A 23315-nucleotide genomic window follows, 5' to 3' on the forward strand; every position below is an offset into this window, starting at 1 on the left:
CTCCTAAAAATTAGTTTTGGTAAAGAATGTAAAAAGATTTTGCTTTGCGAAATGAGAAGTCAAGCCTGTGAACAGACCGGTGCAAAGGCCTATTACCATCAAGTATGGCAAGTAAACATAAAGTCCAAAAGTAGAAAGAACAATGCTCGCCATGGTCACTTGGACAAAATTGTGGGTAACTGCCCCTAAAATGCTTATTCCTACCAGACTAAATGTATCCTTAAAATGATGGTAGGTAAACGCCATAACCATGGTGCTTAAAATTGCTCCGGACAGACTATAAAGCAAGCTTGAAAGAGATCCTGCCAACAATGCTGCAATAATGCACCGCAGTACACAAACAATAAGCCCTTCCTTTAACCCATAAAATATGATGGTTAAAAGTGATATTATATTAGCAAGACCTAACTTTGCCCCTGGTATCGGGAAAGGTACTGGTAGCATATCTTCAATAATGTGTATTATAATACCAAAAGCTACAAGAAGTGAGAGAAATGACATCTTACTGTGTTTTTGCATGTTGATTCATCCTTTAGCCTAAAAGCTTACTGCATCGACTTCATCTTTAGCCGGTTTACTGCCTTCTATTTTTAAGACTAACTTATTAGGAAGACATACAATCATCTGCCCCGGGCGACTTATCCAGCCCTGCCTCACGCAATCTCTGTCGGGGCAATCTGAATACTGCATCCGGACTTTATTCCGGTTAATTTCCACTATGCTTTTACCATGAGCTACCGGGATAGTTAATCTAAGGTTTGGACCATTTTCTCCTAAAGAAATCTTTTGATATAGTTTCCCGTCAATTTCGATTAAAACATAAGTTTTATCATCAGTAAAACCATATATCTGAAAACCTGTAAAGATTATAAATGCCAGCATCAATACAAAAATAATTAGTAATTTATCACCTTTTGTAATCAAACTAATCCCTGCTTGCTTGAATTCATATATGTTTAGTGTAACATTTTATTCCATCCAAAACAAGTGGAAAAATTGGCTATAAAAGCAATTGAGAGGCGAGCTAAATTATGTTAAAAAATAGAATTCTGCTTGGCTCAGCCAAAATTCAAGTAACAAACCAATTAAATATTTTTTCTGCCATAATCTAGTTTTTTATAGTATACTAATATGTATGAGATGAAACCTTTTCATTATTAATTACGTCATTTCTTTTGAAAGGACTTTATGACAAATGAAGCTTCTTACTGCGATTAAACGGTCAAAAAATAAAGACAGCAATGCTTTTCAAGTATTATTTGAATTGTTTTATTCGGATGTATATAAAACCTCATATTTTATCACACAAGATTTTTCTCTTGCTGAAGATGCAACTCAAGAAGCTTTTTGCAAAGCCTTTCAAAAACTTGACACTTTGAGGGAATTCAATAAGTTCGGCTCTTGGATAAAAACCATCGCAGCTCGCTGTGCCATCGATATTATGCGTAAAAGACAGCATTTCACCGTAGTAGAAGATTTTGCTCAATTCTCCCAGGATAATTATGTAAACTCCCTACCTCAATTATTACCGGAAAATGAATTAGAAAAGAATGAGCTTAAATCCTGTATAAAGAGAGCTATTTATGATTTAAACCCCATCTACCGGCAGGTAATAGTAATGAAATACTTTTTAAATCTTACCAGTCAAGAAATTGCAGATGCACTCGACTTGCCTGTGGGCACCGTTAAATCCAGGCTGTTTAGGGCATTAAATCAATTGAAGATTTCCCTGCAAGATGAAAATAATAGTCTTGGCAAGGAGGAAAGCTTACAATGAAACCTAACGAACTGAATCTTGAAAGTTTAATACAAGAAATATTTCAGGAGGATGCAGAAAATGTCATTGTTCCTCCTCCGCAACACATATGGGAAAAAATATCTTCAGACCGACAAACGGCAAAAACTATTAGAAGAAGCAGTTTACATCAAAGATTTTCTACTTCAAAAGCGATTGCTTGCTTTGTAATTTCTGTATTGTTTATTGGGCTTTTTATATCTAACCAACCAGCAATCGCTATAAACAGCAACATCTTAAAAACTGTGGTTGACTTTTTTTCGTCACCGGAAACAACCGGTTCGGTCAATGTTTCAATAAGCAAAAATACTTTACCTGACTCTGATGCACCTTTGCCACCTCCGGATTGGCCGCTAGATACCGGAGAAAAAGTAGTGACATTAGAACAGGCTCGCTCTGAGGCCGCATTCAATTTTATAATGCCTTCTTACCTGCCAAAAGGTGTAAGCCTCGATATTATTACGGTTTTAAATGAATTTAGAGTTAATCAATACTACCGCTCAGATAAAAACAGACTTGTAATAGAACAGCATTATTTTTCAGGAGGGTTTGCATCAAGTTATTATTTTTCATCTTCTAAAGTAAAAAAAGTGAATATAAATGGTACCGAAGCAACGCTAATAACACAAAATAACCCTTATACGGGCCAAAATCAAATCCACATATTATGGTGCATAGATGATATTGAATTCAACCTCAAAACCGATTTGAGCGAAAAAGACGCCCTAAAAGTAGCTCGATCTATAAAATAAAAAAAGGGAACCGTAAGCAGTTTTCAATTAGGAATTTGAGGAAATAACTAAAGCAATCGGTTCAAGTGTGGCAAAAGAGAAGACCAGTCGCATATAGGCATAAAGCTTGTATACGACCGGCCTTTTTCTCTTTGGTTACTTTCAATACAGATGGCTTGTTACCTTTTGCATCTACTTAAAACAATATCGTCAAACCCTCGTAAACCCAATTCGTTAAGTATAGCCAATACCTTGATATATTCAGAATCTATAAAGAACAGAATTACCTTGATAGTACGCTCAGTGCAGCTTGCTTTCTCATAGATATCAATCTGTTTTGCACTGTTTTGCAAGGTTATTTTTAAACTTGCTATTACATTCCAGCTTGAATTCAACAAGAGTAATATTCACGGGACCTCCGGGTGTTTTAAAATCAACTGGTCCATGACTATTATTTATTTCACAGTTTACATCTATTTCGTTTGCATGCCAAAAAAGGCAATACATTATTTGTAAATCACTGTTGAATTTGATGGGTTTTCCGTTTAAATAAAATATTCGAAAACAATACTAATTTATAAACTTCTTCATGGAAATCTGCTTCTATTTTATAAGAATCTGTCTTTTTAAAAAGGATACAAGTAAGGTCTTACAATTAGACCCGTGTCAATAGGATAGATACAAAATAGTTTAATTATTTATACCGTCGCAAGCACAGCCTTATATACTGCCTGTGGAGTCATGTAATTGATGGCACTGTAAATCCTTTTTCTATTGTACCAAGATTCGATATATTCGAAGATTGCTTTCTGGGTAGCATTGAAATCATAGTATTTATAATTGTTAATTTTTTCCTTTTTTAATACTGAATGGAAGAATACAATGCAGGCATTGTCATAAGTGTTGCTTTTTCTACTAAAGGAATGAACAATACCCTTGGAAGATAAATAATTCTCGAATGTATGGCTTGCTTACTCGACTAAGGGAAAGGAACACGGCAAACGCATGAAGACATAAAATGGTAAAATATTAACCAAGAAAAAATATCAATAAAAAATTTACAAAAAAAACCTTCAAATTAGTAAAAAATACCTTGTACTTTTCCTTAAACTAGTGTATTATAGTATTAGAAAATTCACTTCATACAATAAGGGAAACAAGGTAAAGAAGATGGAAAACAACTCAACAAAACTAATAAAAATACTAAATCGCATACCCGATATACGCCAGCAAAGTAAATTACTACATTCACTGATTGACATCATATTTATAGCCATAGTAGCAACCGCTTAAGGTGCAGACGATTGGGAATGCATGCAAATATTTGCCGAAGACCATATAGAGTGGTTTAAAAAATATATACCATTAACCAATGGCGTACCTTCCCATGATACAATTGAGCGGGTATTCAAACAAATAAACTCCAAAATATTCATGAAGTGCTTCATGGAATGGACACAGCTAATAGCAAACATAATAAACAAAGGCGATTATGTGCTAGCCTTAAAAGGTAACCACCCATTACTTCATAAAGAAATCGAAGAATTTTCCAAGGAAGCTGAAGACAAAAAATATCAAAAGAAATATGGTATAAATACATATCAAAATTATGATAAAGGTCATGGCCGTATAGAACGAAGAACTTACTACATCGCATCCAATATTTGCTGGCTGGATGCAAGAAAAGAATGGAAGAAACTCACCTCCATAGGTATGGTCAAATATTACAGCGAACAAAACGGTAAAAAAACATGTGAAACAAGATATTACCTATGTAACATAGAACCTGATGCCACAAAATTTGCAAATGCAGAAAAAACATTGGGGCATAGAAAGTATGCACTGGTCCTTAGATGTTACATTCAACGAAGATTCAACAAGAGTAAGAAAAGACAATGCACCTGAAAACCTTTCAGTGTTACATAAATTTGCAGTAAACATTCTCAAACTGGAAAAGTCAAAAAAGAGAAGAAGCTTGAAGGCTAAACGTTTTAAAGCATCAGGGAGTTTAAGTTACCTTGAAAAAGTATTATCTTGTATAAGTGCTGATTAAATTACTGGGCATATCCTTATTTAAGGACTGCTTGGTTTTTAGATCAAATAATTCCAATATATAAAAGCTCCGAACATGGTTTTAGACACATCAATTGAGTTTGGAGCACCACAAATATACTGCATCTCTCATATTTTTTGCCGCAATGGCATTTTTTTAAAAATCCTTTTAGGATTGTTGTGTGAGAATAATTTTTCATGCGTTTGCCGTGGGGGCTATAGGAAGCAATCAGCGTAAATACTTTGATATGGACATATGCTACCAAGCTACTAATAACAAGGCTTCAAGAAGTAATACAGCAGCGTAAATTGCATTTTCAAGGTTGTAACCATCGCATTTATTCCACGATGTTGTTTACAGCAAGCCTCTGCTTGGCATGGATTAGAGCATCAACGGCATCACCATTTAAAAAAAGTATGATGCATGGCACACTAGTCTACCATACTGGGTCACTCACTGTAAACAACCTTTCGCGGCATAAACGCTTACAGATGACTTTAGTATCTGCTTCTTTTGTGACCCTAAAAAACGCTTTAGACGTTTGGAATCTTAATAATAATTGTAACTCTAATATTTAGGGGTGAGTTAAGGGGTTAACCGATGACCGAGGAAATTACACGCTAATTTGGACTTGACTCACTAACACTGAGCTGCAAACATGTATTTGTAAAAAGTGTAACTATAATCAATCAAATATTTCTTCTTGCTGGAGCCTTAAATTCCATAATAATGAATTATTTGGCTGCTCTACCATAGAATAGGTTATAACTGTATCTTTGGGGATATCTCTTTTAGCTTTATTCCCATCAAGCATATGGCCAGGCACGGAACTATTGCTTGCTCTCTTAGTTGTTGGAACTATAATGGCTTCTAATTTTGGATCATGATCATTTCCAAATACTTCACCTGCCTTAATATCTCGTTTGGCCTTCTTGACTAAGTCGTATCTTGGAATGTAATCATCGGAGACTGTGCTTATACCTAATTGAACGGCTTGTTTTATTGAGGTTGTAACTTCAACTCCACATAAATGATAAGGGCGATAAATAATTGCAGCATTTAAATCATAATTTGAAATTTGGCCTTTCGTTGTTAATATGTAATTTGAATAAGAGTTATCACATTTAACAATTAAAAATACCCCGCCACCCATTCCAGCTTCATCATTGCGTCTGAGTATAGTTGCAACATCAATAATTCCCTCTTGATCTTCATATATGCCATTATTTTGCTTAGAACAATAAGCGATAGGCAATTCTGTAATTCTTAAAGTTCCTTGAGTCAAATCGGGAGTATAAGGTTTTAAGCCAGTAGCGTTGGCAGCAATAGTAAGCTCGCATAAGTCGAAAGCTCCAGCATTTGGTAGGGATTTTAAAATTTCTTTCCGTTTTTTAAGATATTCTTCGGTTCTTCCTTTCGGTATCATTTCAAAGTATTTCATATAGGTATCTGGAACTTTTACTTCAGCATTTTCATGTACTGTAATGCCATCTGCTTTGACGGAAACAATCTTAGATTTTTCATCAAAGACAAATTCTGCATCCCGTGCCTTTCCACCAGAAATAACATGTAAGCCAATACCTTTAGCCCATTCATACATATTTATTAATAACCCATGCTGATCTCCATCAACTGGGGTAAAAACCAATCCCTTTTCATTTGCCATTTTATTTAGTATTGGACCAATCACAGAATCTAATTCTTTGCTGATAAGAGCAATATGCTTGCCCTGTTCAATTGCAGTTTTGCAATGCTTTGAACCAACCTCTGGGACACCAGTGGCTTCACAAATAATATCTATAGCTTTTAGATTAAATATTATATCTACTTTATCAGTATATAGGTAGTTTCCTATAGATATTTCTGTCTCCGCCTGTTTTGTGTTACACACATATTTTATTTTATTTTCTGGTATACCCGCTTTTACAAGGGCATTTTTAGCATTATCTAAATTTAGGTCTGCTACAATTGGAACAATTAAATCTTTAACATATTTTTGTTGAGTCACTATAGCTGTTCCAAAATGTCCTGCTCCTATAACAGCGGCACAAACATTATCCTTACTCTTAAATTTGTCAATGCATCGAAAAATTGTCAAAATAAGTCTCTCCTTTTTAATTGAAATTGAAGTTCGTTTGAAATTTTTTACTAAATTTTTATAATTGATATTTATTATTAGTTTTATTACCACTACATAGCGAATTAAGTAAAAATTAATTAGTATAATGAATTTTTATAATTTTATGTAATGACTTATTTAATCTAAGTAAATTTTGTAGCCGGTGACTCCTTTTCCATCATTTAATTATTTAAACAACTACATCATTCATGATTATAAAATATATTCGTTTATCTACGACTTGATTATAGTTTTGAATATAGCTTCCCTGTTAATAACAACCTTTGAATGCGAAAATAGTATTAAATATCTTATTCTTGTTCATCTACAGCTTAAATATTTCAAAATGCAATAATCACATATTTAGATTTATATTATCGAAATATTTTTAGACTCATATAGATTTTTAGATTTTTAAGATTTGATAATTATAATTGATCTCATGGTCTAAAAACAATCTTTATAGCTGATTCATCTTTCTCGGCTATGTCAAATCCCTCTTTTAATTTTGTTAAAGGTAATTTATGAGTTATTAATTGTTTGATTTGTATTAACCCTTGAGTTACAGGTTTTAATGCTTCAAAAGTCCAAACAAATCTTTCCTGCCATGTATGATGTACAAGACAAGTATTAATAAATCTAAATCCATCATCGTGCCATCTGCTAATATTTAAAGTTACAGGTTCTGTAACCCAGCTATAAAATACAAATTTACCATTGTGCTTTAATATTTCTGTAGCAGTATTATAGGAATCAGCTGTGCCTGCAGCTTCTACTACGACATCAGCTCCTGTTCCGTCGGTGAGATCATTAATAAATTCTTTTACATTAACTTTTTTTGAATTTATAGTATAATCACAACCCAGTTTGTTGGCTATTTCTAGTTTGCCATCCATTACGTCAACTATTATCACCTTATAAGCACCTTTTATTTTGGCACATTGAGCAATAATTTGGCCGGCAAATCCTGCTCCCATAATTACCACAATATCTCCAAGCTGAATTTGACTATTCATGCCAGAATGCATTGCACATGCAATAGGTTCACCTAACGAAACAAGGTCTATGTCTAAATTTTGGGGAGCTGGTTGCAACTGAAATGCTTTAGCCTTAAAATATTCTGCATAATTATTATTCCATCCGAAAGAAATTACTTTATCTCCTATTTTATAATCATTAACTCTTGGGCCAACTGCAACTACAGTCCCTCCGCTTTCGTGGCCTAAATAAAATGGAAATTTGGGCTCTTGACGGAATTCAGACGTTTTTTTAGGTAAATGCCCTAGATAAAAATTTTTATCCGATCCACACATACCTATAAGATGATTTTTAACTATTATGTCATCTTCGTCACATATTAGCTCTTTTTCGATAAGTTCGATATCCCGTGGACCATTTAGGCGTGCAGCTAGTGTTTTAAATTTTTTCATAAGTTCTCCCCCTGATATTATTTAGTAGTGTAAAATTACTGATGTACTCTTGACCTTCAATGCTTTATATAACTCGCTTACGCAAGTATTTAAGCCTTTACCCCCTAAGCCTGCCTTCATGTTTTTAGTTTTAATATACTCAACTTTCCCACCTGCTAATTGCAGCTTGAACCTTAAAAAATCTATATAGTCACGCACACAACAATAATTTTTGCCTCAAAGGATGCGGTATAGTATTCAAAAATGTATCATCTTAGCCATTTCCTGACTGAGCAAAGGCAATTTGCTTAGAGTCTGACGAAGGGTATCGATCAAAAGCATCAGCGACTGAGAAAGCTTTTTGTCTTGCAGTTCTTCTTTGAGGTAGAAAAATAGATCACCTATAGTTCTATCATCGGTAGCATTTCTAGCTTCCATAGATAACATAGCATATCTAAGGAAAACGATCGTTGTTGCCGCAACTTGCATGTCATAGCTACGTCCCTGATACTCTTTAGCCAAGGCTAGATATGACTTGCAAACCTTGAAGAAAACCTCTATATCCCAGCGTTTCCCGTAGACCCGAGCGACTTCTTCATCACTTACGGAAATATCAGTGCAAAGAAGGAGAGGCCAATTATTCGAACTACGGTCTTTTACAAAAACAATTTTAGCATCAATAAATTTATCAGTAGTGGTGGCATTATCCTCTCTAAGTTTGACACATGCTGACCCGAGGATACCCTTAGTATCGGAGGACTTTTTAATCCTTTGGTAGATACTTTTGACATTTTGCCATTTACCTTGGTATTGATAATGGATCTTTTCTGTAATACGGGATCATACCTATAACTTCACGATTTTCTCTTTTTACCCGAATTACGGTCTTAGGCATTGTAAACCAACTATCAAACAACACAAATTTAGCGGGGATATCCTTTGCACTGCGAAGCATGGTTAACACGACATCGGGAGTTTCCTGTTTGGCCAATTGTCGGTGCTTGTAAGCAAGGGTCCTTTTATCCGTCGTCTTGGCTTTGCAGAGCACATTTTTATCATTATGGGAACTTAACAAGCAGAAGGAAATAGGCATAAAGGTGTTTTGCGAGACCATCCCATAGTTAGCATTTGGAAACCTTTGCAAAATTTATGGCTAGTATGATCAAACACCTTGGCTAAAAGTTCTACTTTCTTACTGCGGTTACGGCTAAAAAGCAAGTCGTCAAAAATCAGTACTGACTGCCGGTTTTCCCCGGTTAGACCGTCAATGAATAAAACCAGACGTGTCATTATCAATTGAAGTAGCTTTTCCCAGTTAAAGCACCCATCATTAAGGAAGCGATAAGCGGTATTTTTCCTAAAAGGCAAATCTTTACTTTATAGGACTAAGGTTCGATAAAGATTTTTGCCTTGAAAAGCTAGAGAGAACAATGTTTTTAAGATGACAACGCAGCAAACCCCTGATTCCTTGTAGAAATTAGATTTAAGCAACATTTTTGAAATGTTAAGCTTCTTAAAGAAATAATCAATTCTAGAATCAAGCATCTGGTCATGGGAAACCTCCTTAGCGACTGGTATTATTGGGTTTGGTCTACTTCAATTATACCATTCTTTGGAGGTTTCTTGTTGTTTTAAAGTGCGTTTCTATATGAATTTTTCAAGGTTCAAGCCCATTTTATGGGTGGGAAAGTTGAGTATTTATATTAAGTTTAAAATAAAAGTTTTGGCAATTAACCACGTTAGCAAAAACTAAAGGTTATCTTACGAAATATTTTATATTTGATGAATTTTCATCATTCGTATTTATTATTTCTTGTATAATTAAAGACTCGAATAGTTGTTTAAATAATGCCAGCTGCATAAAGTATTATTGTTATAATCGCTCCTGTAAATCCAGCAATAGTAGACGCAATTCCAACACTTTTCAGTCCCTGCCTAGCATCCATATTTGACATAGTTACTGTAACCCAAAATCCGCTTGAATTAGTATGTTTGAACATTAAAGCCCCAGTAGCGCAACAAAGAAATGCAGCAAGCGGAGAGATGTTTAAAGAATCTAGCATGGGCTGGACAAGAGCTGCTGCTGTCATAACCCCTAAGGCATTTGAACCGGTTATTACATGAATAAGGGCTGCTATTAAAATAGGTATAATAATACCTGGAATATTAAAACTCACTACTAATTCAGCTATTTCTTCAGCAACTCCGGAGTTTTTAATGAAAGTTGCCAAAACTCCGCCCATACCCGTAACAACAATTGGCATTGCAGCTGATCTTAAGCTATCTTCAACCCAATCATTTAGTACTTTTTTAGATTTCCACTCTTCTCCAGTTAGTGCTAAGGAAAAGATGCAACCCGTTAGTAGTGCTGCAAGAGGTGACCCTATAAACGCAAATAAATTTGCTACTTTAGTTCCAGGAAGGAGAGCATTAACAATATTATTTAGTATAATAAGAACTAATGGTAAAATTATGGGGGATATAGAAGAGGCTAAACTTGGTAATTTTTTATTTAAAAAATATGTCTGTGTGAGATATTCTTCCTTAGGCAAAACTTTTTCATCAAGAGTGTTGCAATACAATACCGCCATAAATACACTTGGTATAGCAACTATTAGACCCCAAATAATTGCATCAGCCAATGATACGCCTAGTAATCCAGCTGCAGCAATAGGACCTGGAGTTGGTGGAACTAAAGAGGCTGTTACAAGAGCTCCTAAATATAAGGCAGTTCCATATGCCATCATTGATTTGCCTGTCTTGGCAGCTAGCAATGATACAATTGGGATTAATAAAATAACTACTGTGTCTGCCCAAATTGGGATACCTAATATCAGTGAACTAAATCCAATTGCCCAAATAACTCTTTTCTCTCCAAAGAGTTTTAAAGCATAATTTGTTATTTGATATGCAGCTCCTGTTTCTTCTAGAACTTTTCCTAATATACATCCAAGTACAATGACAATGGCAATGCTCTTTATCGTTCCTGCAAAGCCACTATTAATAGTTCCCTCTAATTCCTCCCATGGTGTTCCAAGTCCGATACCTAAGCCGATAGAGGCAATCAAGATACTTATTGCTGCATGCAATTTGAGTTTTGTTATCAATAAGATCATACCAATGATAACAATAGTAAAAATTGACAGAACATAAGCTGTGGACATAAAATCTCTCCTTTGCTAATTTAATGATTATTTATTTAACTAAAACTTCGCACTTGTAAAAGTGCCTATAAACCTTGAAAAATCAACATTATTCGGCATAAATATAGCATGAACCTACCATTTTTGGTATAATTAAGTTGACAAACCAACAAACCAAAATGATAAGATGGTTTCGTCATCTATAAAAAGTTTTTTCAAAGAATATAGGATTTCGAACGCATTGAAAGAATCTAATGCCTACAAAAGCAAAGGCATTTCTGTAATAGCCATTTTCCGATACCTGTTTATGCTGATTTTGGAAAAGATACGGTTTACAGATTTATAAATTCTATCAATATAAACTGGATTAGGTTTACCACTTTGCTTAGTACGCAAATTGCATCCGAAACCCTTACCAAGCTCACAGATGAAAAGCGAGTGAATGTTCTAATACTGGACGATACACTATTTGAACGAGCAGGTGCTAAGAAAGTAGAATTATTAGCCAAAGCATTCGATCATGTAAAGAGAACATACAAGTATGGCTTTAGACTTCTTACATTAGGGTGGTCGGATGAAAATACTTTTCTCCCGGTTAATGGTTGCCTGTTGTCTACCGAAAACAAGAAAAATCGTATTAACGAGGCTGCTATCGTTGATAAGCGGACTGCTGGCTATACTCGGCGTAACTTAGCCCAGACAAAGGCAACTACTGTCGCCCTTGAATTGATAAAAGCTGCTAAAATGGCTATGATTCCTGCATCCCATGTACTGTTTGATACTTGGTTCTGTTCACCATCTTCTTTGATTTCCATCAAGGAAATGGGTTATGATATCATTGCAATGGCAAAGAAAACACCAAAAATCCATTATCTCTATGATGGAAAAATGCAACCACTAACAGAGATATACAAGAAAAACAAAAAGCGTAGAGGTAGATCTAGGTATCTTCTTTCCGTTGAAGTCACTATTAAAAAGGATGACTACTCAATCCCTGCTCGGATTGTATATGTCCGCAATAGAAATAAGCGTAAGGATTATCTAGCGATTATCACAACCGATATGAACATCAGTGAGGATGAAGTTATCCGTATATGTAGGAAGCGCTGGGATATCGAGGTATTTTTTAAAGTATGCAAATCGTATTTAAAGCTAGGCAAGGGGTGTAACTCCTTATCTTACGATGCAATGACAGCGCATGTGGCTATCGTATTTACTAGGTATATGCTACTGGCTGTAGAGAATCGTCAACAATCTGACCTGCGAACATTGTAGAACTATTTTACTATATATCGGATGAGATGTCCGATATTACATGGATTCAGGCTTTTCACTTACTGATGCAGGTGTTCGTGGATACAGTTACGGATAAGTTATTCTTAACTTCTGAACAGTTAGATCAACTGATGGAAACATTTATGGCTGCGCTCCCAAAAGAACTAAAGAAAAGGCTACAATTATGCGCATAAGGCCAAAAATCGGGATACTGTTTTAATCCCAAATATTGAATTCTCAAGGTACATAGACAATATTTATGTGCGAAGTTTAAGTATTTAACTTTTTATATTGATATTAGTATATAGTTGTGGACACTGAAAGTTTAACACGATAAAATAAATAGGATGAAAGGTAGTGTTAAACGACGTCTAAAACTGGTCAAGATTTCAGAAGAATTTAAAGAGCAAAGATGTTATGAAGGCATAGCATCAACTCTGTGAATAGTTAAACTTTTTGTGTCTACTATCTTGATCTGATTCCATAGTTAAGTCAGGAATACTAATAAACATACGTTTTTTACTAAGGAATAAAAATCATTTTGCCTGGAGCTCCGTTTTTTAAGGCTTCAAATGCTTTTTCATAATCTTTAATTGGATAAATTCCTCCGATAACAGGTTTAATATCAAGTTTGCCTGATTTTAATAATTCACTGCACTGCCACCAAGTTTCATACATCAAACGCCCAGTAGAACCATTAACATGAGCTTCTTTATAAATAATGCTTTCGCTTAAGTCTAATTCTACTGGACTATTAGGTAAACCTACCATGGTAAAACGTCCACCCTTTTGAAGAATTTTAAATCCCTCTTGGATTGCCTTGGCATTTCCTGAGTAATCTAACACAACATCTACTCCTCGTCCATAAGTAGCATCGAGCACAGTTTTCACAACATCATCTTGACCAGATTTTAGCACAACATCTGCTCTCATTTTCTTTGCTACTTCCAGTTTCTTCTCGAAAACATCCATCGCAAAAATTTGAGATGCTCCACAGGCTGCTGCTGTACCGACTGCCATTAATCCAATCGGGCCGCAACCATATATAGCTATGGTTTTCCCACCAATTTCGCCAGATAACACACCATGTACAGCAACCCCCATTGGTTCAAGAATAGACCCAGTTTCATAACTTAGACTATCGTCTAATCTCCATGCACAATCTTCAGGTATAGATATATATTCTGCAAAAGATCCTGGAGTGTGTACTCCAATTATCTTCATATCCTCACATATATGTTTATTACCGGTTTGACATTGATAGCAAATATTACAAGGAATATGCGTCTCTCCTGCTACTCTATCGCCTATCTTAAAATTCTTAACCATTGAGCCGACTTTCACGACATCACCAGCAAATTCATGACCAAAAACCATGGGTAACTTAAGCCGCTCTTGCGCATATTTTTCCCAATTGTATATATGCATATCTGTACCACATATAGCTGTAGCTTTAACTCTTACAAGCATCTCATTATCCCTAACTTCGGGTACTGGTAAATTATCACGATAAGCAGCACCTACTTCTGGTTTTTCTTTGATAATCCCTTTCATAACTCCAATCAAGGCTAATAACCTCCAATTTTAATATTTCAAAATTATATATAAAATACATGTGTTATTCTTAAATTTTTTTACCTATTCCTTCCCACCAGCCATCACAGCTGCAAGATTTATGGCGTCAATCATGCTTTCGGGGTTTGCTGTGCCTTTACCGGCTTTGCCGAAAGCCACACCATGGTCTACCGATGTCCGAATTATTGGCAATCCTAAAGTTGTATTGACGCCGGAGAGGGAGCCCCATTTTCCTAACTTGTCATCGTATTTAAAGCCAACAAGTTTTATGGGGATATGGCCTTGGTCGTGGTACATAGCTACTACCGCATCATATTGGCCTCCTCTAAGTTTGACAAATACGGTATCAGGCGGTATGGGACCTTCTACCTGTATTCCCATTGAAGATGCTTCTTTTATCGCAGGCTCAATTTCTTCTATTTCCTCTCGTCCGAAAAGGCCGTCTTCACCGGAATGTGGATTAAGACCCGCTACAGCTGTGCGAGGATTTTCTATGCCCATTTTTGTTACTGCTTCATTCGTAAGCTGGATTACCTTAAGAACTCTGTCCTTCGTAACTAAATCCGGCACTTGCCTAAAGGCCACATGTGTTGTAACATGTGAAACTCGAAAATCTTTGTCCACAAGCATCATGCAGTAGTCTTTGGTATTAGTATAATCGGCAAATATCTCCGTGTGGCCCGAATACTTATGTCCTGCAAGATTTATGGCCTGTTTGTGTATCGGACCTGTTGTAACCGCATCCACCTTGCCTTCCAATGCCAGCTCGATACCTTTTACTATATACTGAAAGCTTGACTCACCTCCTAGTTTTGTTACTTTACCAAATTCAATTCTCTCGACATCTACATTTTTTAAATCAAATACATCGATTGTCCCATACTCGTATTTACAGTCTTCGACATTAGTCACAGGGTTTATTTGCATATTTACTTTTGCAATTTTTATCGCTTGTTTCATGACCTCGGCATCACTTATTACAACAGGGTTGCATTTATCATATATTTCAGCATTACTTAAGGCTTTAGCCGTTATCTCAGGGCCGATACCGCAGGGATCACCTACTGTGATAGCTACTATGGGCTTTTTACTAGACATTATTTATTGACCTCCTTGGCAACAAATTTAAGTATTATAGATTATTACACTTCTTCTAAAAAATTTAATGTTTTTTCTGCTTCGATATTATTTTGCAGATGTTTAATTACCTCCAAAATTGCCGTCGGTGTTCCAAAACCTCCGGCTTTAGTCACAATGGGAATATCATGGGCTTTACCTCCGATTAATCGTCCCAATGGAATACCGGCTAGGATTTCATCTTTCAACTCTATACCCTTCGCTTTTAATGCGCTTAATACATGAAGAGCCGTATCGCCACCGGTTATTACAAGGCTTTGAACTACTTTTTCATCAACCAGCTTAACTACAATTTCACCGATAGCAGATGCTATAATCTTTCCCTGTTTATTTATTGAGGAGTCTTTTTCGTTTATTGGCTTAAAAAGCGTATCCACCGCTATTATGAATGGCTTAGATGCTGTTTTTTGAGTTTCAATATTTATTTGAATCTTTTGCACAACATCTTGTATTTCTTCAGCTGCCATACCTTTAATTATTTTTTCTGTATTGATTTTTGTAAAATCAGCATTTATGTTTTTTAATACTTCTTCTATCTGCCGGCGAGTTGTCTGATTGCATGTTCCGGCTACCACTAGTATAATTCCTTCCTTTGACGGCAGCCTTGCAAGTTTATCAGATGATAGACCTATCACCTTAGGTAAATATGCGGCAAATCCTGCTGCACCTGCCATTACTGTTTCTTCCGGCAGGGACTTGCAAGCAAGTGCAATATTGTTAAAATCATCTTTCGTGACAGCATCAATTGCTATTATTTGGTATCCATTTTTCTGGAAATCATCTACTGCACCTAATATTGCAAAACTACCTTGACGAACAGTTTTCAAGTCTATGTTGCCCACTTTTCTTCCTACTTGTTTTTGAATAATCGTTGGAACATGGCATAATTCTTGTTCCATTTTATTGGATGAGCATAGGTTTTCAACACTATTATCATTATAAATAGGCACTGATGTAACTTTTAAATATCCATTTACCATATAGCGTCCATTATCCGGATAAGACGGGACTAATATTGCTAAGTCTGAACCAAGCGCATCCATCACAGCCTCAAGTTCAGCTCCCGGATTTCCTCTAAATGTTGAATCTACCTTTTTGTATATACGGCTAAAACCAGCATTTTTTAGCATATTGCATATATCAAAAACTCTTTTGTAGGCTTTTTCGTCATTTAATGGTCGGGTATTTGAATTAATTGCTAAAATCTCATCACAATCTAAAAACTCACCTAATGTATCATAATTTACTACAACTTTGGTCTTTAATCCATATTTTCGAAATTGAATGCCTGTATCACTGGCACCGGTAAGATCATCTGCTATTATTGATATGTACCCCATAGATTTACTCCTTCCGATAGCTTTGCTTTTTAAAGTGCAGCGAATGTCAAATGTATTTCTATTTTCATTATTTAATAGCTTGCAATATCTGTGCCAGTGTTAAAATAAAAGTTGATAAATAATTTTAAAAGCAGCTATATCTTAGTAATAGCAAGAGTTTAAAGAACTTGCTGTTTTAATTTTATAGCTAAAATATTCTCTTTATTTTAATTCGATTTTTTCAAAATGAAAAATAGGCTGTCTTGATAAACAGCCTATTCCACTTGAGTAGTAACAGAACAATGTATTTTTTTCAATTTGAAATAAATATCTCATTTTGCAATATCCCATTTTTTTAATTTCCGCCACAATGTAGTCTGGCTTATTCCGAGTTTTTTACAGGTTTTCTCTTTATTGTAGCCCGTAAGCTCTAAGGTTTTACGTACTATTTCCTTTTCCATATCTTCCATGCTACCTTTTAGTTCTATGTGAACACTGCCGCATGTTTCTTTATTATTCATTTTATCTTCAGATATCCCTTTTATTCCATCTATATCTTCCAGAGTAATTTGTAGTCCTCCCTTAAGCACTACTAATCGTTCAAGCATATTTTCCAACTCTCTCACATTTCCCGGCCAATGATAGGCATTAAATATCTGCAATACTTCATCAGTAATTATAGGCCGTGCCTTGTTAGTTTTACTGCAAATCTTTTCAAGTAAGCGGTCTATTAGCAAGGGAATGTCATCTTTTCGTTCTCGTAAAGGGGGCAGCAATAATCTAAGCACATTTAACCTATAATATAAATCTTGACGAAAGGTGCCTTTTTCAACATCTTCTTCTAAATTTCTGTGAGTTGCCGCGATAATGCGAACATTAACCGGGATAACTCTGTCACCGCCTACTCGTATAATGGCTTTTTCCTGAAGAACTCGAAGAAGGCGGGCTTGTAATTTTAGCGGAAGTTCTCCAATCTCATCCAAGAATATAGTACCATTGTGAGCTAATTCAAATAATCCTTTTTTGCCTCCGCGGCGAGCACCGGTGAAGGCTCCTTCTTCATAGCCGAACAGCTCGCTTTCCAACAGATTCTCGGGGACCGCCGCACAGTTAACGGCAACAAAAGGGCCGTCTTTTCGGAGGCTCGCATTATGTATGCTCTGCACAAGCATTTCCTTGCCTGTACCAGTTTCCCCAGTAACTACCACTGCTGCCTCAGCTTGTGCAAATTGTTTTGCCTGATTGATAACCTTTTTCATCATCGGTGAGCAAGTTATAATATCTTCAAAAGTATGTTGTGCAACATGCCCTTTTAAATAAAGTTCCCGTCGTACTTTATTTTCAACAGCCTGCAGATGGCCGGCATCTTGAAATGTTATTACGATTCCGTTTGTTTCGTTGTTTGTTATTACCGGGACTAAATTATGAACTATCATAGAGCTTCCGATACGATGAAGTTCTCCCAAGAGAGGTTTGCCCTGTTCTTGAACTCTTTTTAGTGCCAGGCTCGGCAGCACGTTTCCCGCAGGCTGGTTTAAAAGTGAAACTTTTGATTTACCTAATATCTTCTCTGCTGCAGGGTTCACCAAGGAAATTTTGCCTTCTGCATCTGTAGCGATAATTCCTTCATATGTAAAATCCAGTATTGCTTTAAACTGCTCAGCTTTAGCTTTTTCCCTTCGGCGCACGGCAACTAACTCTTGAGCTTCTCTTAATGCCATACTTATCGACTCTTTACCGGAAGTTACAAGCACAGACTCTAAGCCCATTTTTTTGCTGTATCGAACAGATACCGCATCTCCCACTATTACCTGTATGCCGTCTTGCTTAGCCTTTTTAATAACACTCAGTGCATCAGCTTCAGTTTTTATCTCCAGTTCCTCAATTTTTACATCCAATACTTCCTCTAGACTCTTACTGCCGTATATTATATTTCTAAACCCTACCACACCTATATGATCGCCGCATCTTTTAGCACTGGCTACGGCTCTTATAATATCATAAGGGCTTACTATAATTTCCACTACCGGCTCATCTAGTTGCCGGGTTATAGCCGTTGCAGTACCTCCCCGACTAATTATTACTTCCGCACCCTCATCGATAAGCTTTTTTGCAGCTTTAACACCTTCTTCTAAATCACCTACTACAATTTTTGCTGCAACTTCAAGTTCATCACATGTGTGTCGAGCCACATCCGATAACTCCACATATGGTGCTACAATGGCTATTTTATATGGCATGATTCTTTTCACCTCTTTAAAAAACGTTTAATAAAACACAGATGGGAACCTTGCGGTTCCCATTATTCTTCAACTTTTTCTTCAGGCTTTTCTTCCTGAATATCTTCAGGCTTTATAATTCTTTCAACAACAAGATCAACTTTTTCTACTGTATATCCTGTAAGGGTTTCTACTTCACTGATAATCTTTTCTCTTGCCTTTTCGGCTACTTCAGGAATCTTAACACCATATAAAACGGTAACTTTTACCTCAAAAGACACAGTGCCTTCCGATTCCTCAAACTCCGTCGGATCGGTTTTCTTTACTGAAATCTGTGGTGTAAACCTATCTACAAACATTCTGGTGAAACCTGCAAGGCCTCCCTTTTTATCCTGCTTATAAACTTCCTCAACTTTACGCATAGCCTCTTTTGCTATCTCAATAAAAACCGAATCACTTATAAAGGTTTTGCCACTCATAAAATTAGCCCTCCTTTGTTATATAATTTATTATCATCTAAATTATATATTCGTTATAAACCGCAAATAACCTCTTTATTTTTTATTTTTTATTTTATGACATTGTGTATTTTTTTCAGAAAGGATTTCCCATTTTAATGTAGAATTAATATGCTAAACTAAAAAACAGATTTTATTAGAATTATGAGGAGATGCACTATGAAATATATTGATTTGAGAAGCGATACAGTAACCTTGCCAACACAAGAAATGCGGGATTCAATTTGTCATGCTTCAGTAGGAGATGATGTATACGGTGAAGACCCCACCATCAATCGGTTGGAAGAAATGGCAGCCGATATTTTCGGTAAAGAAGCAGCTATGTTTGTAACCAGCGGGACCCAGGGTAATCAGATATGTGTAATGTCACATACACGACCAGGTGATGAAATTATTCTTGAAAAAAAATGTCACATAATAACCTATGAGGTTGGCGGCATAGCTCGACTTGCAGGAGTTCAAGGCAGACTTCTTCGAGGCAAAAAGGGTATTATGGACCCTTCGGATATCGAGGCAGCTATACGTGAAGACGATATTCATCAACCGAAAACCAGCCTTATATGTCTTGAGAATACTCATAATCGGGCTGGTGGTACTGTAATTCCTATAGATGTGCTTAAAGGCACTTATGAAGTGGCAAAAAAGCATAATATTCCTATACATATGGATGGAGCCAGAATTTTTAATGCAGCCTCATATTTAAAGGTTTCGGTAAAGGAAATCGCAAGCTACGCTGACTCAGTAATGTTTTGTCTTTCAAAAGGACTGTGTGCCCCTGTAGGATCTATAGTTGTCGGAAGTAAAGATTTTATTTTAAAGGCTCGTAAATTTAGAAAAATGTTAGGCGGCGGAATGCGGCAGGCTGGTTTTTTAGCAGCTGCAGGTATTGTTGCGTTGGAAAAAATGACTTCTCGATTAAGCGAAGACCATAATAACGCTAGGATTTTAGCCGAAGGACTTAATAATATCCCGGGTGTTAATATAGATATGGAAACTGTTCAAACCAACATAATCTTATGTGATATCAGCGGTCTTAAAATGTCCGCTAATGAATTTTCAGCTAAACTTTATGAAAAGGGTATAAGGGTAAATGGCGGAAGTACAGCAACTGTAAGGTTTGTAACCCATTATTGGATTACAAAAGAAGATATAAATACAGTTTTGGAAGCCGTAAAAGCTATTGCTATTAAATAAAGTGCGATATTTTTGAAGGGAGGATTTACTGTTGAAGTTTTTTAACATGGTAAATGAAAATTATATTACGGCTACTCTTTTGGCAGTCGTTATTCTTTTCGCCATAATACACTTTATAAAAAGCAAAAAAGAAAAAGATAAGATTGGCAAAGTAATAGAACGACTCCAGCAATTTAACGACGGGCTTTTATGGCAAAATTTCGATGACATTAAAGGCGGTAAATTAGGCGAACTTTGCCAAGAAATTAGTGCTATGACCCAAAACACGAGGCATCTCGTAGGCGAACTTTCTATAGCGTCTGAGCAGTTGCAAGAACTATGCAAGAAATTCTCTTCAGAAACCGACACATCGGCTAAGGCCTCTCAAGAGGTTGCCGAAACCATAAGTCATATAGCTCATAGAGCCGAAGAGCAGGTAAAAGCATGCAGCAATGCCGTCAATGAAGTTGAAAATCTCAGCAACCTTTCCAACCGCATAGCTTCAGAAACTGCAAGTGTTGTTTCGGGAAATATTGAGGTGCAAAAATCGTTAAGCGAAACCTTTAAAATGATTGAAAATCTTGTCCATTCAGTTGAAATGACCTCACGGGAAAACAGCGTTACCGCCGAAAGGGTTCAGGGTTTAAAACAGGAAACCGATAAAATCGGCGGGATAATAACTTCTGTCGAAAGCATCGCCCAACAGACAAATCTTCTCTCATTAAATGCAGCAATTGAAGCTGCTAGAGCCGGCAATGCCGGAAAGCAATTTGCTGTTGTCGCCGATGAAATACGAAAGCTTTCAATAAATGCTCAGTCTGCTGCAGGAGAAATTAAAAATAACATAAAAAATATTAGTGACAGGATATTGAAATTATCAGAAGAAATTGTATCAAGTTTTAATAAAATAAAAAAAGAGGCAGAACATGCAAATACTACAAAAGAATCACTGCAGGCTACTTCTGAAATAATTGAAAACACGCTCAAGTCTATGGACCACATAAATGAACTTACAAAAGATGAGGCTTCGGCTACCGAAAACATCAAAAATTTAATTGTTGATTTTTCATCACTGACCGAGAATATATCTGCTGCTTTTCAGGAAACCGCTGCCGTTTCTGAAGAGCAGGCCGCTGTAATGAGTAATATAAACAACACTACAGAAAGTCTTGTAAAAGTATCTTCAGAAATATCGGGTTACGTGGAGAAAGTTCTACAAAATCGGAATTACGACGTATCTGCAGAAATCAAATCAAAAGTACTAGATGCGCTTAAAAATCATGTCAAGTCAAACGAAATACTCTCTATGCAAAAAGAAAACCATCTTAAAATCTTTAATGAATTAAAAAGAGAATTCCCAAACCTTACAGGTATAATTACTGTTGATGCTTACGGAAAGAGCGTAGCAAATTCTAATCCTTCGGAAGTAACCGATTTTTCTTTTCGAGATTGGTTTAAGGCTGCAAAAGAAGGAGATGATTTTACATCACAAATGTATATTTCGGCTCTTACCGGAAAACCTACGGTTACCGTAGCGACTCCAATTTTCAAAGAAGGCCGCTTTATCGGAGCTGTTAGTGCCGGTATATGCCTAAAGTAAGAGTAGAATGGCTATTAATATTGATTTTTCAGCAAAATAAATTCTTTACAAAAAAACTTTTCTAACTATGTAAACCGAAGCCACAAAACTTGCAAAATCAGCAAGCAAACCTAATAAAACCGAATATCTTGTTTTTCGTATACCTACTGAACCAAAGTATACTGCTATTATATAAAATGTGGTATCACTCGAACCAAGCATTGTTGATGCTAATCTTCCAATAAACGAATCAGGACCGTGTGTATCAAAGATTTCCATCGTCATGCTTAGTGCTGCAGGCCCCGAAAGACTGCGAATTATAGATAAAAGCAGAGCATCTGTCGGGGCCTTTATTACTTTTAAAATGGGCGATAAGAGTTTTACAAGGATATCAACAGCCCCCGACTCTCTAAAGATTCCTACGGAAACATATATCCCAATAAGGTAAGGTATAAGTTTTACAGCCATTATAAATCCTTCTTGAGCTCCTTCGATAAAAACTTCAAATATTCTGACTCCTTTTATGTGCCCATATAAAACCACTATAAAAATCAAGCCCGGTATAAACCATGAAAAACTTTCTCCCAACATTTCAGAGGTCAATTATATTTCCTCCTCCGGTATAGATTTCGAATTATCATATCACTTATAATAGCCGTAATAGTAGAACAAGTAGTGGCAAACAGAACAGTCCCTACTATTTCCGATGGATTTTTAGACCCGGCCGATGCCCTTAATGCTATTAATGTTGTAGGAATTAAAGTAACGCTTGAAGTATTGATTGCCAAAAATGTGCACATAGCCTCAGATGCGGTATCAGGGTCATTATTGAGTTTTTGTAGTTCTTGCATAGCTTTTAGACCGAAGGGGGTTGCCGCATTTCCAAATCCCAGTATATTGGCACTTAAATTCATTAAAATACAGCCTAATGCCGGATGGTTTTTAGGTATAGACGGAAAAAGCCAGCTAAAAAGCGGTGCTATTACATGACTGAGTCTATCTATAAGACCGGATTTTTCTGCTACTCTTGCTATACCCATCCATAAACCGACAATACCAATAAGAGCTATGGCTCTTTGAACCGCACTGCCTGCTGCTGTCATAGCAGCAGTTGTAACAATATCAATTTTCCCGCTAACAGCCGCCGCAGCAATACCTCCTAAAATAAAAAAAGAAAAAATATGATTCATTATCTATTCCCTCCCTTAAATATCTATGAAAAAAAAACAGGAACTTTCCTGTTTTTTATAAACATTAGTATTGAACTTGC

Annotated in this window: 20 protein-coding genes and 2 pseudogenes; 7 read left to right on the forward strand and 15 right to left on the reverse strand. The window is 36.2% G+C overall.

All coding sequences use genetic code 11. The features are described from left to right. Positions 1-3: 3 nt before the first annotated feature. Complete coding sequence (locus TEPIRE1_RS07705; protein WP_013778611.1) at positions 4-519, reverse strand: Gx transporter family protein; 516 nt, start codon at positions 517-519, stop codon at positions 4-6. Positions 520-537: 18 nt separating this feature from the next. Then, the gene (locus TEPIRE1_RS07710; RefSeq protein ID WP_013778612.1) at positions 538-924 is read right to left on the reverse strand and encodes a NusG domain II-containing protein; all 387 of its coding nucleotides are present in this window, start codon (positions 922-924) and stop codon (positions 538-540) included. 271 nt (positions 925-1195) lie between these two features. Between TEPIRE1_RS07710 and TEPIRE1_RS07715 the strand changes: the two genes are divergently transcribed. Continuing rightward, a complete protein-coding gene (locus tag TEPIRE1_RS07715; RefSeq protein WP_013778613.1) occupies positions 1196-1777 on the forward strand; it encodes an RNA polymerase sigma factor in 582 nt (193 codons plus the stop codon). After that, positions 1774-2547: a DUF4367 domain-containing protein gene (locus tag TEPIRE1_RS07720; protein WP_013778614.1), complete on the forward strand. Its 774-nt coding sequence runs from the start codon at positions 1774-1776 to the stop codon at positions 2545-2547. The genes TEPIRE1_RS07715 and TEPIRE1_RS07720 overlap by 4 nt, the downstream gene beginning before the upstream one ends. A gap of 677 nt (positions 2548-3224) precedes the next feature. Here the strand turns inward: TEPIRE1_RS07720 and TEPIRE1_RS14500 are convergent. After that, on the reverse strand, positions 3225-3458 hold the full coding sequence (locus TEPIRE1_RS14500; protein ID WP_197537086.1) for an IS3 family transposase: 234 nt from the start codon (positions 3456-3458) through the stop codon (positions 3225-3227). Between the two features lie 373 nt (positions 3459-3831). Here TEPIRE1_RS14500 and TEPIRE1_RS14245 point away from each other — a divergent pair. Together TEPIRE1_RS14245 and TEPIRE1_RS07730 are read left to right on the forward strand one after the other, a co-directional pair. Continuing rightward, positions 3832-3972: pseudogene (locus TEPIRE1_RS14245) on the forward strand (transposase family protein); the annotation flags it as partial. Then, positions 3973-4431, forward strand: a complete 459-nt coding sequence (locus TEPIRE1_RS07730) for an ISAs1 family transposase (protein WP_269450244.1) — start codon at positions 3973-3975, stop codon at positions 4429-4431. An 833-nt stretch (positions 4432-5264) separates the two neighbouring features. Here the strand turns inward: TEPIRE1_RS07730 and TEPIRE1_RS07735 are convergent. The 5 genes from TEPIRE1_RS07735 to TEPIRE1_RS07750 all read right to left on the reverse strand — a co-directional run bounded on the left by TEPIRE1_RS07735 (position 5265) and on the right by TEPIRE1_RS07750 (position 11271). After that, positions 5265-6677: an NAD(P)H-dependent oxidoreductase gene (locus TEPIRE1_RS07735; protein ID WP_013778615.1), complete on the reverse strand. Its 1413-nt coding sequence runs from the start codon at positions 6675-6677 to the stop codon at positions 5265-5267. 461 nt (positions 6678-7138) lie between these two features. After that, entirely contained in the window at positions 7139-8128 is a 990-nt protein-coding gene (locus tag TEPIRE1_RS07740) for a zinc-dependent alcohol dehydrogenase (protein WP_013778616.1), read from the reverse strand. Between the two features lie 237 nt (positions 8129-8365). Further along, the gene (locus tag TEPIRE1_RS07745; protein ID WP_015295497.1) at positions 8366-8596 is read right to left on the reverse strand and encodes a hypothetical protein; all 231 of its coding nucleotides are present in this window, start codon (positions 8594-8596) and stop codon (positions 8366-8368) included. A gap of 579 nt (positions 8597-9175) precedes the next feature. Further along, positions 9176-9475, reverse strand: a complete 300-nt coding sequence (locus TEPIRE1_RS14505; protein WP_158505936.1) for a transposase — start codon at positions 9473-9475, stop codon at positions 9176-9178. Positions 9476-9948: 473 nt separating this feature from the next. Then, a complete protein-coding gene (locus tag TEPIRE1_RS07750; protein ID WP_013778617.1) occupies positions 9949-11271 on the reverse strand; it encodes a GntP family permease in 1323 nt (440 codons plus the stop codon). A 166-nt stretch (positions 11272-11437) separates the two neighbouring features. Between TEPIRE1_RS07750 and TEPIRE1_RS07755 the strand changes: the two are divergent. Further along, positions 11438-12719, forward strand: a pseudogene (locus tag TEPIRE1_RS07755) (IS4 family transposase). A 328-nt stretch (positions 12720-13047) separates the two neighbouring features. Here the strand turns inward: TEPIRE1_RS07755 and tdh are convergent. From tdh to TEPIRE1_RS07780, 5 genes are all read right to left on the reverse strand, one after another. Beyond that, complete coding sequence (gene tdh, locus TEPIRE1_RS07760; protein ID WP_013778618.1) at positions 13048-14091, reverse strand: L-threonine 3-dehydrogenase; 1044 nt, start codon at positions 14089-14091, stop codon at positions 13048-13050. 72 nt (positions 14092-14163) lie between these two features. Beyond that, on the reverse strand, positions 14164-15198 hold the full coding sequence (gene pdxA / locus TEPIRE1_RS07765; RefSeq protein WP_013778619.1) for a 4-hydroxythreonine-4-phosphate dehydrogenase PdxA: 1035 nt from the start codon (positions 15196-15198) through the stop codon (positions 14164-14166). A 44-nt stretch (positions 15199-15242) separates the two neighbouring features. Beyond that, a complete protein-coding gene (locus tag TEPIRE1_RS07770; protein WP_013778620.1) occupies positions 15243-16577 on the reverse strand; it encodes a four-carbon acid sugar kinase family protein in 1335 nt (444 codons plus the stop codon). Positions 16578-16888: 311 nt separating this feature from the next. Continuing rightward, positions 16889-18796: a sigma-54-dependent Fis family transcriptional regulator gene (locus TEPIRE1_RS07775; RefSeq protein ID WP_013778621.1), complete on the reverse strand. Its 1908-nt coding sequence runs from the start codon at positions 18794-18796 to the stop codon at positions 16889-16891. Between the two features lie 62 nt (positions 18797-18858). Continuing rightward, on the reverse strand, positions 18859-19254 hold the full coding sequence (locus tag TEPIRE1_RS07780) for an Asp23/Gls24 family envelope stress response protein (protein WP_013778622.1): 396 nt from the start codon (positions 19252-19254) through the stop codon (positions 18859-18861). 198 nt (positions 19255-19452) lie between these two features. Between TEPIRE1_RS07780 and ltaE the strand changes: the two genes are divergently transcribed. Then, positions 19453-20487 carry a low-specificity L-threonine aldolase gene (ltaE, locus tag TEPIRE1_RS07785; protein ID WP_013778623.1) on the forward strand — a complete coding sequence of 345 codons (1035 nt, stop codon included), beginning with the start codon at positions 19453-19455 and terminating at the stop codon, positions 20485-20487. A gap of 31 nt (positions 20488-20518) precedes the next feature. Further along, positions 20519-22066 (forward strand): methyl-accepting chemotaxis protein, encoded by a 1548-nt coding sequence (locus TEPIRE1_RS07790; protein WP_013778624.1) that lies wholly within the window; start codon positions 20519-20521, stop codon positions 22064-22066. A gap of 45 nt (positions 22067-22111) precedes the next feature. Here TEPIRE1_RS07790 and TEPIRE1_RS07795 read toward each other — a convergent pair whose 3' ends face one another. After that, positions 22112-22648: a spore maturation protein gene (locus TEPIRE1_RS07795; RefSeq protein WP_013778625.1), complete on the reverse strand. Its 537-nt coding sequence runs from the start codon at positions 22646-22648 to the stop codon at positions 22112-22114. Continuing rightward, positions 22645-23235: a nucleoside recognition domain-containing protein gene (locus TEPIRE1_RS07800; RefSeq protein ID WP_013778626.1), complete on the reverse strand. Its 591-nt coding sequence runs from the start codon at positions 23233-23235 to the stop codon at positions 22645-22647. Before TEPIRE1_RS07800 ends, TEPIRE1_RS07795 begins: the two co-directional genes overlap by 4 nt. Positions 23236-23315: the final 80 nt, after the last annotated feature.

Origin of the sequence: Tepidanaerobacter acetatoxydans Re1, assembly GCF_000328765.2 — a bacterium.
GTDB lineage: Bacteria > Bacillota > Thermosediminibacteria > Thermosediminibacterales > Tepidanaerobacteraceae > Tepidanaerobacter > Tepidanaerobacter acetatoxydans.

Coding starts and splice junctions, on each gene's coding strand:
- TEPIRE1_RS07800 (WP_013778626.1), bottom strand. CDS start 23,235: ATGAATCATATTTTTTCTTTTTTTATTTTAGGAGGTATTGCTGCGGCG.
- TEPIRE1_RS07750 (WP_013778617.1), bottom strand. CDS start 11,271: ATGTCCACAGCTTATGTTCTGTCAATTTTTACTATTGTTATCATTGGT.
- ltaE (WP_013778623.1), top strand. CDS start 19,453: ATGAAATATATTGATTTGAGAAGCGATACAGTAACCTTGCCAACACAA.
- TEPIRE1_RS07745 (WP_015295497.1), bottom strand. CDS start 8,596: ATGCAAGTTGCGGCAACAACGATCGTTTTCCTTAGATATGCTATGTTA.
- TEPIRE1_RS07780 (WP_013778622.1), bottom strand. CDS start 19,254: ATGAGTGGCAAAACCTTTATAAGTGATTCGGTTTTTATTGAGATAGCA.
- TEPIRE1_RS07770 (WP_013778620.1), bottom strand. CDS start 16,577: ATGGGGTACATATCAATAATAGCAGATGATCTTACCGGTGCCAGTGAT.
- pdxA (WP_013778619.1), bottom strand. CDS start 15,198: ATGTCTAGTAAAAAGCCCATAGTAGCTATCACAGTAGGTGATCCCTGC.
- TEPIRE1_RS07730 (WP_269450244.1), top strand. CDS start 3,973: ATGGAATGGACACAGCTAATAGCAAACATAATAAACAAAGGCGATTAT.
- TEPIRE1_RS07740 (WP_013778616.1), bottom strand. CDS start 8,128: ATGAAAAAATTTAAAACACTAGCTGCACGCCTAAATGGTCCACGGGAT.
- TEPIRE1_RS07720 (WP_013778614.1), top strand. CDS start 1,774: ATGAAACCTAACGAACTGAATCTTGAAAGTTTAATACAAGAAATATTT.
- TEPIRE1_RS07715 (WP_013778613.1), top strand. CDS start 1,196: ATGAAGCTTCTTACTGCGATTAAACGGTCAAAAAATAAAGACAGCAAT.
- TEPIRE1_RS07775 (WP_013778621.1), bottom strand. CDS start 18,796: ATGCCATATAAAATAGCCATTGTAGCACCATATGTGGAGTTATCGGAT.
- TEPIRE1_RS07705 (WP_013778611.1), bottom strand. CDS start 519: ATGCAAAAACACAGTAAGATGTCATTTCTCTCACTTCTTGTAGCTTTT.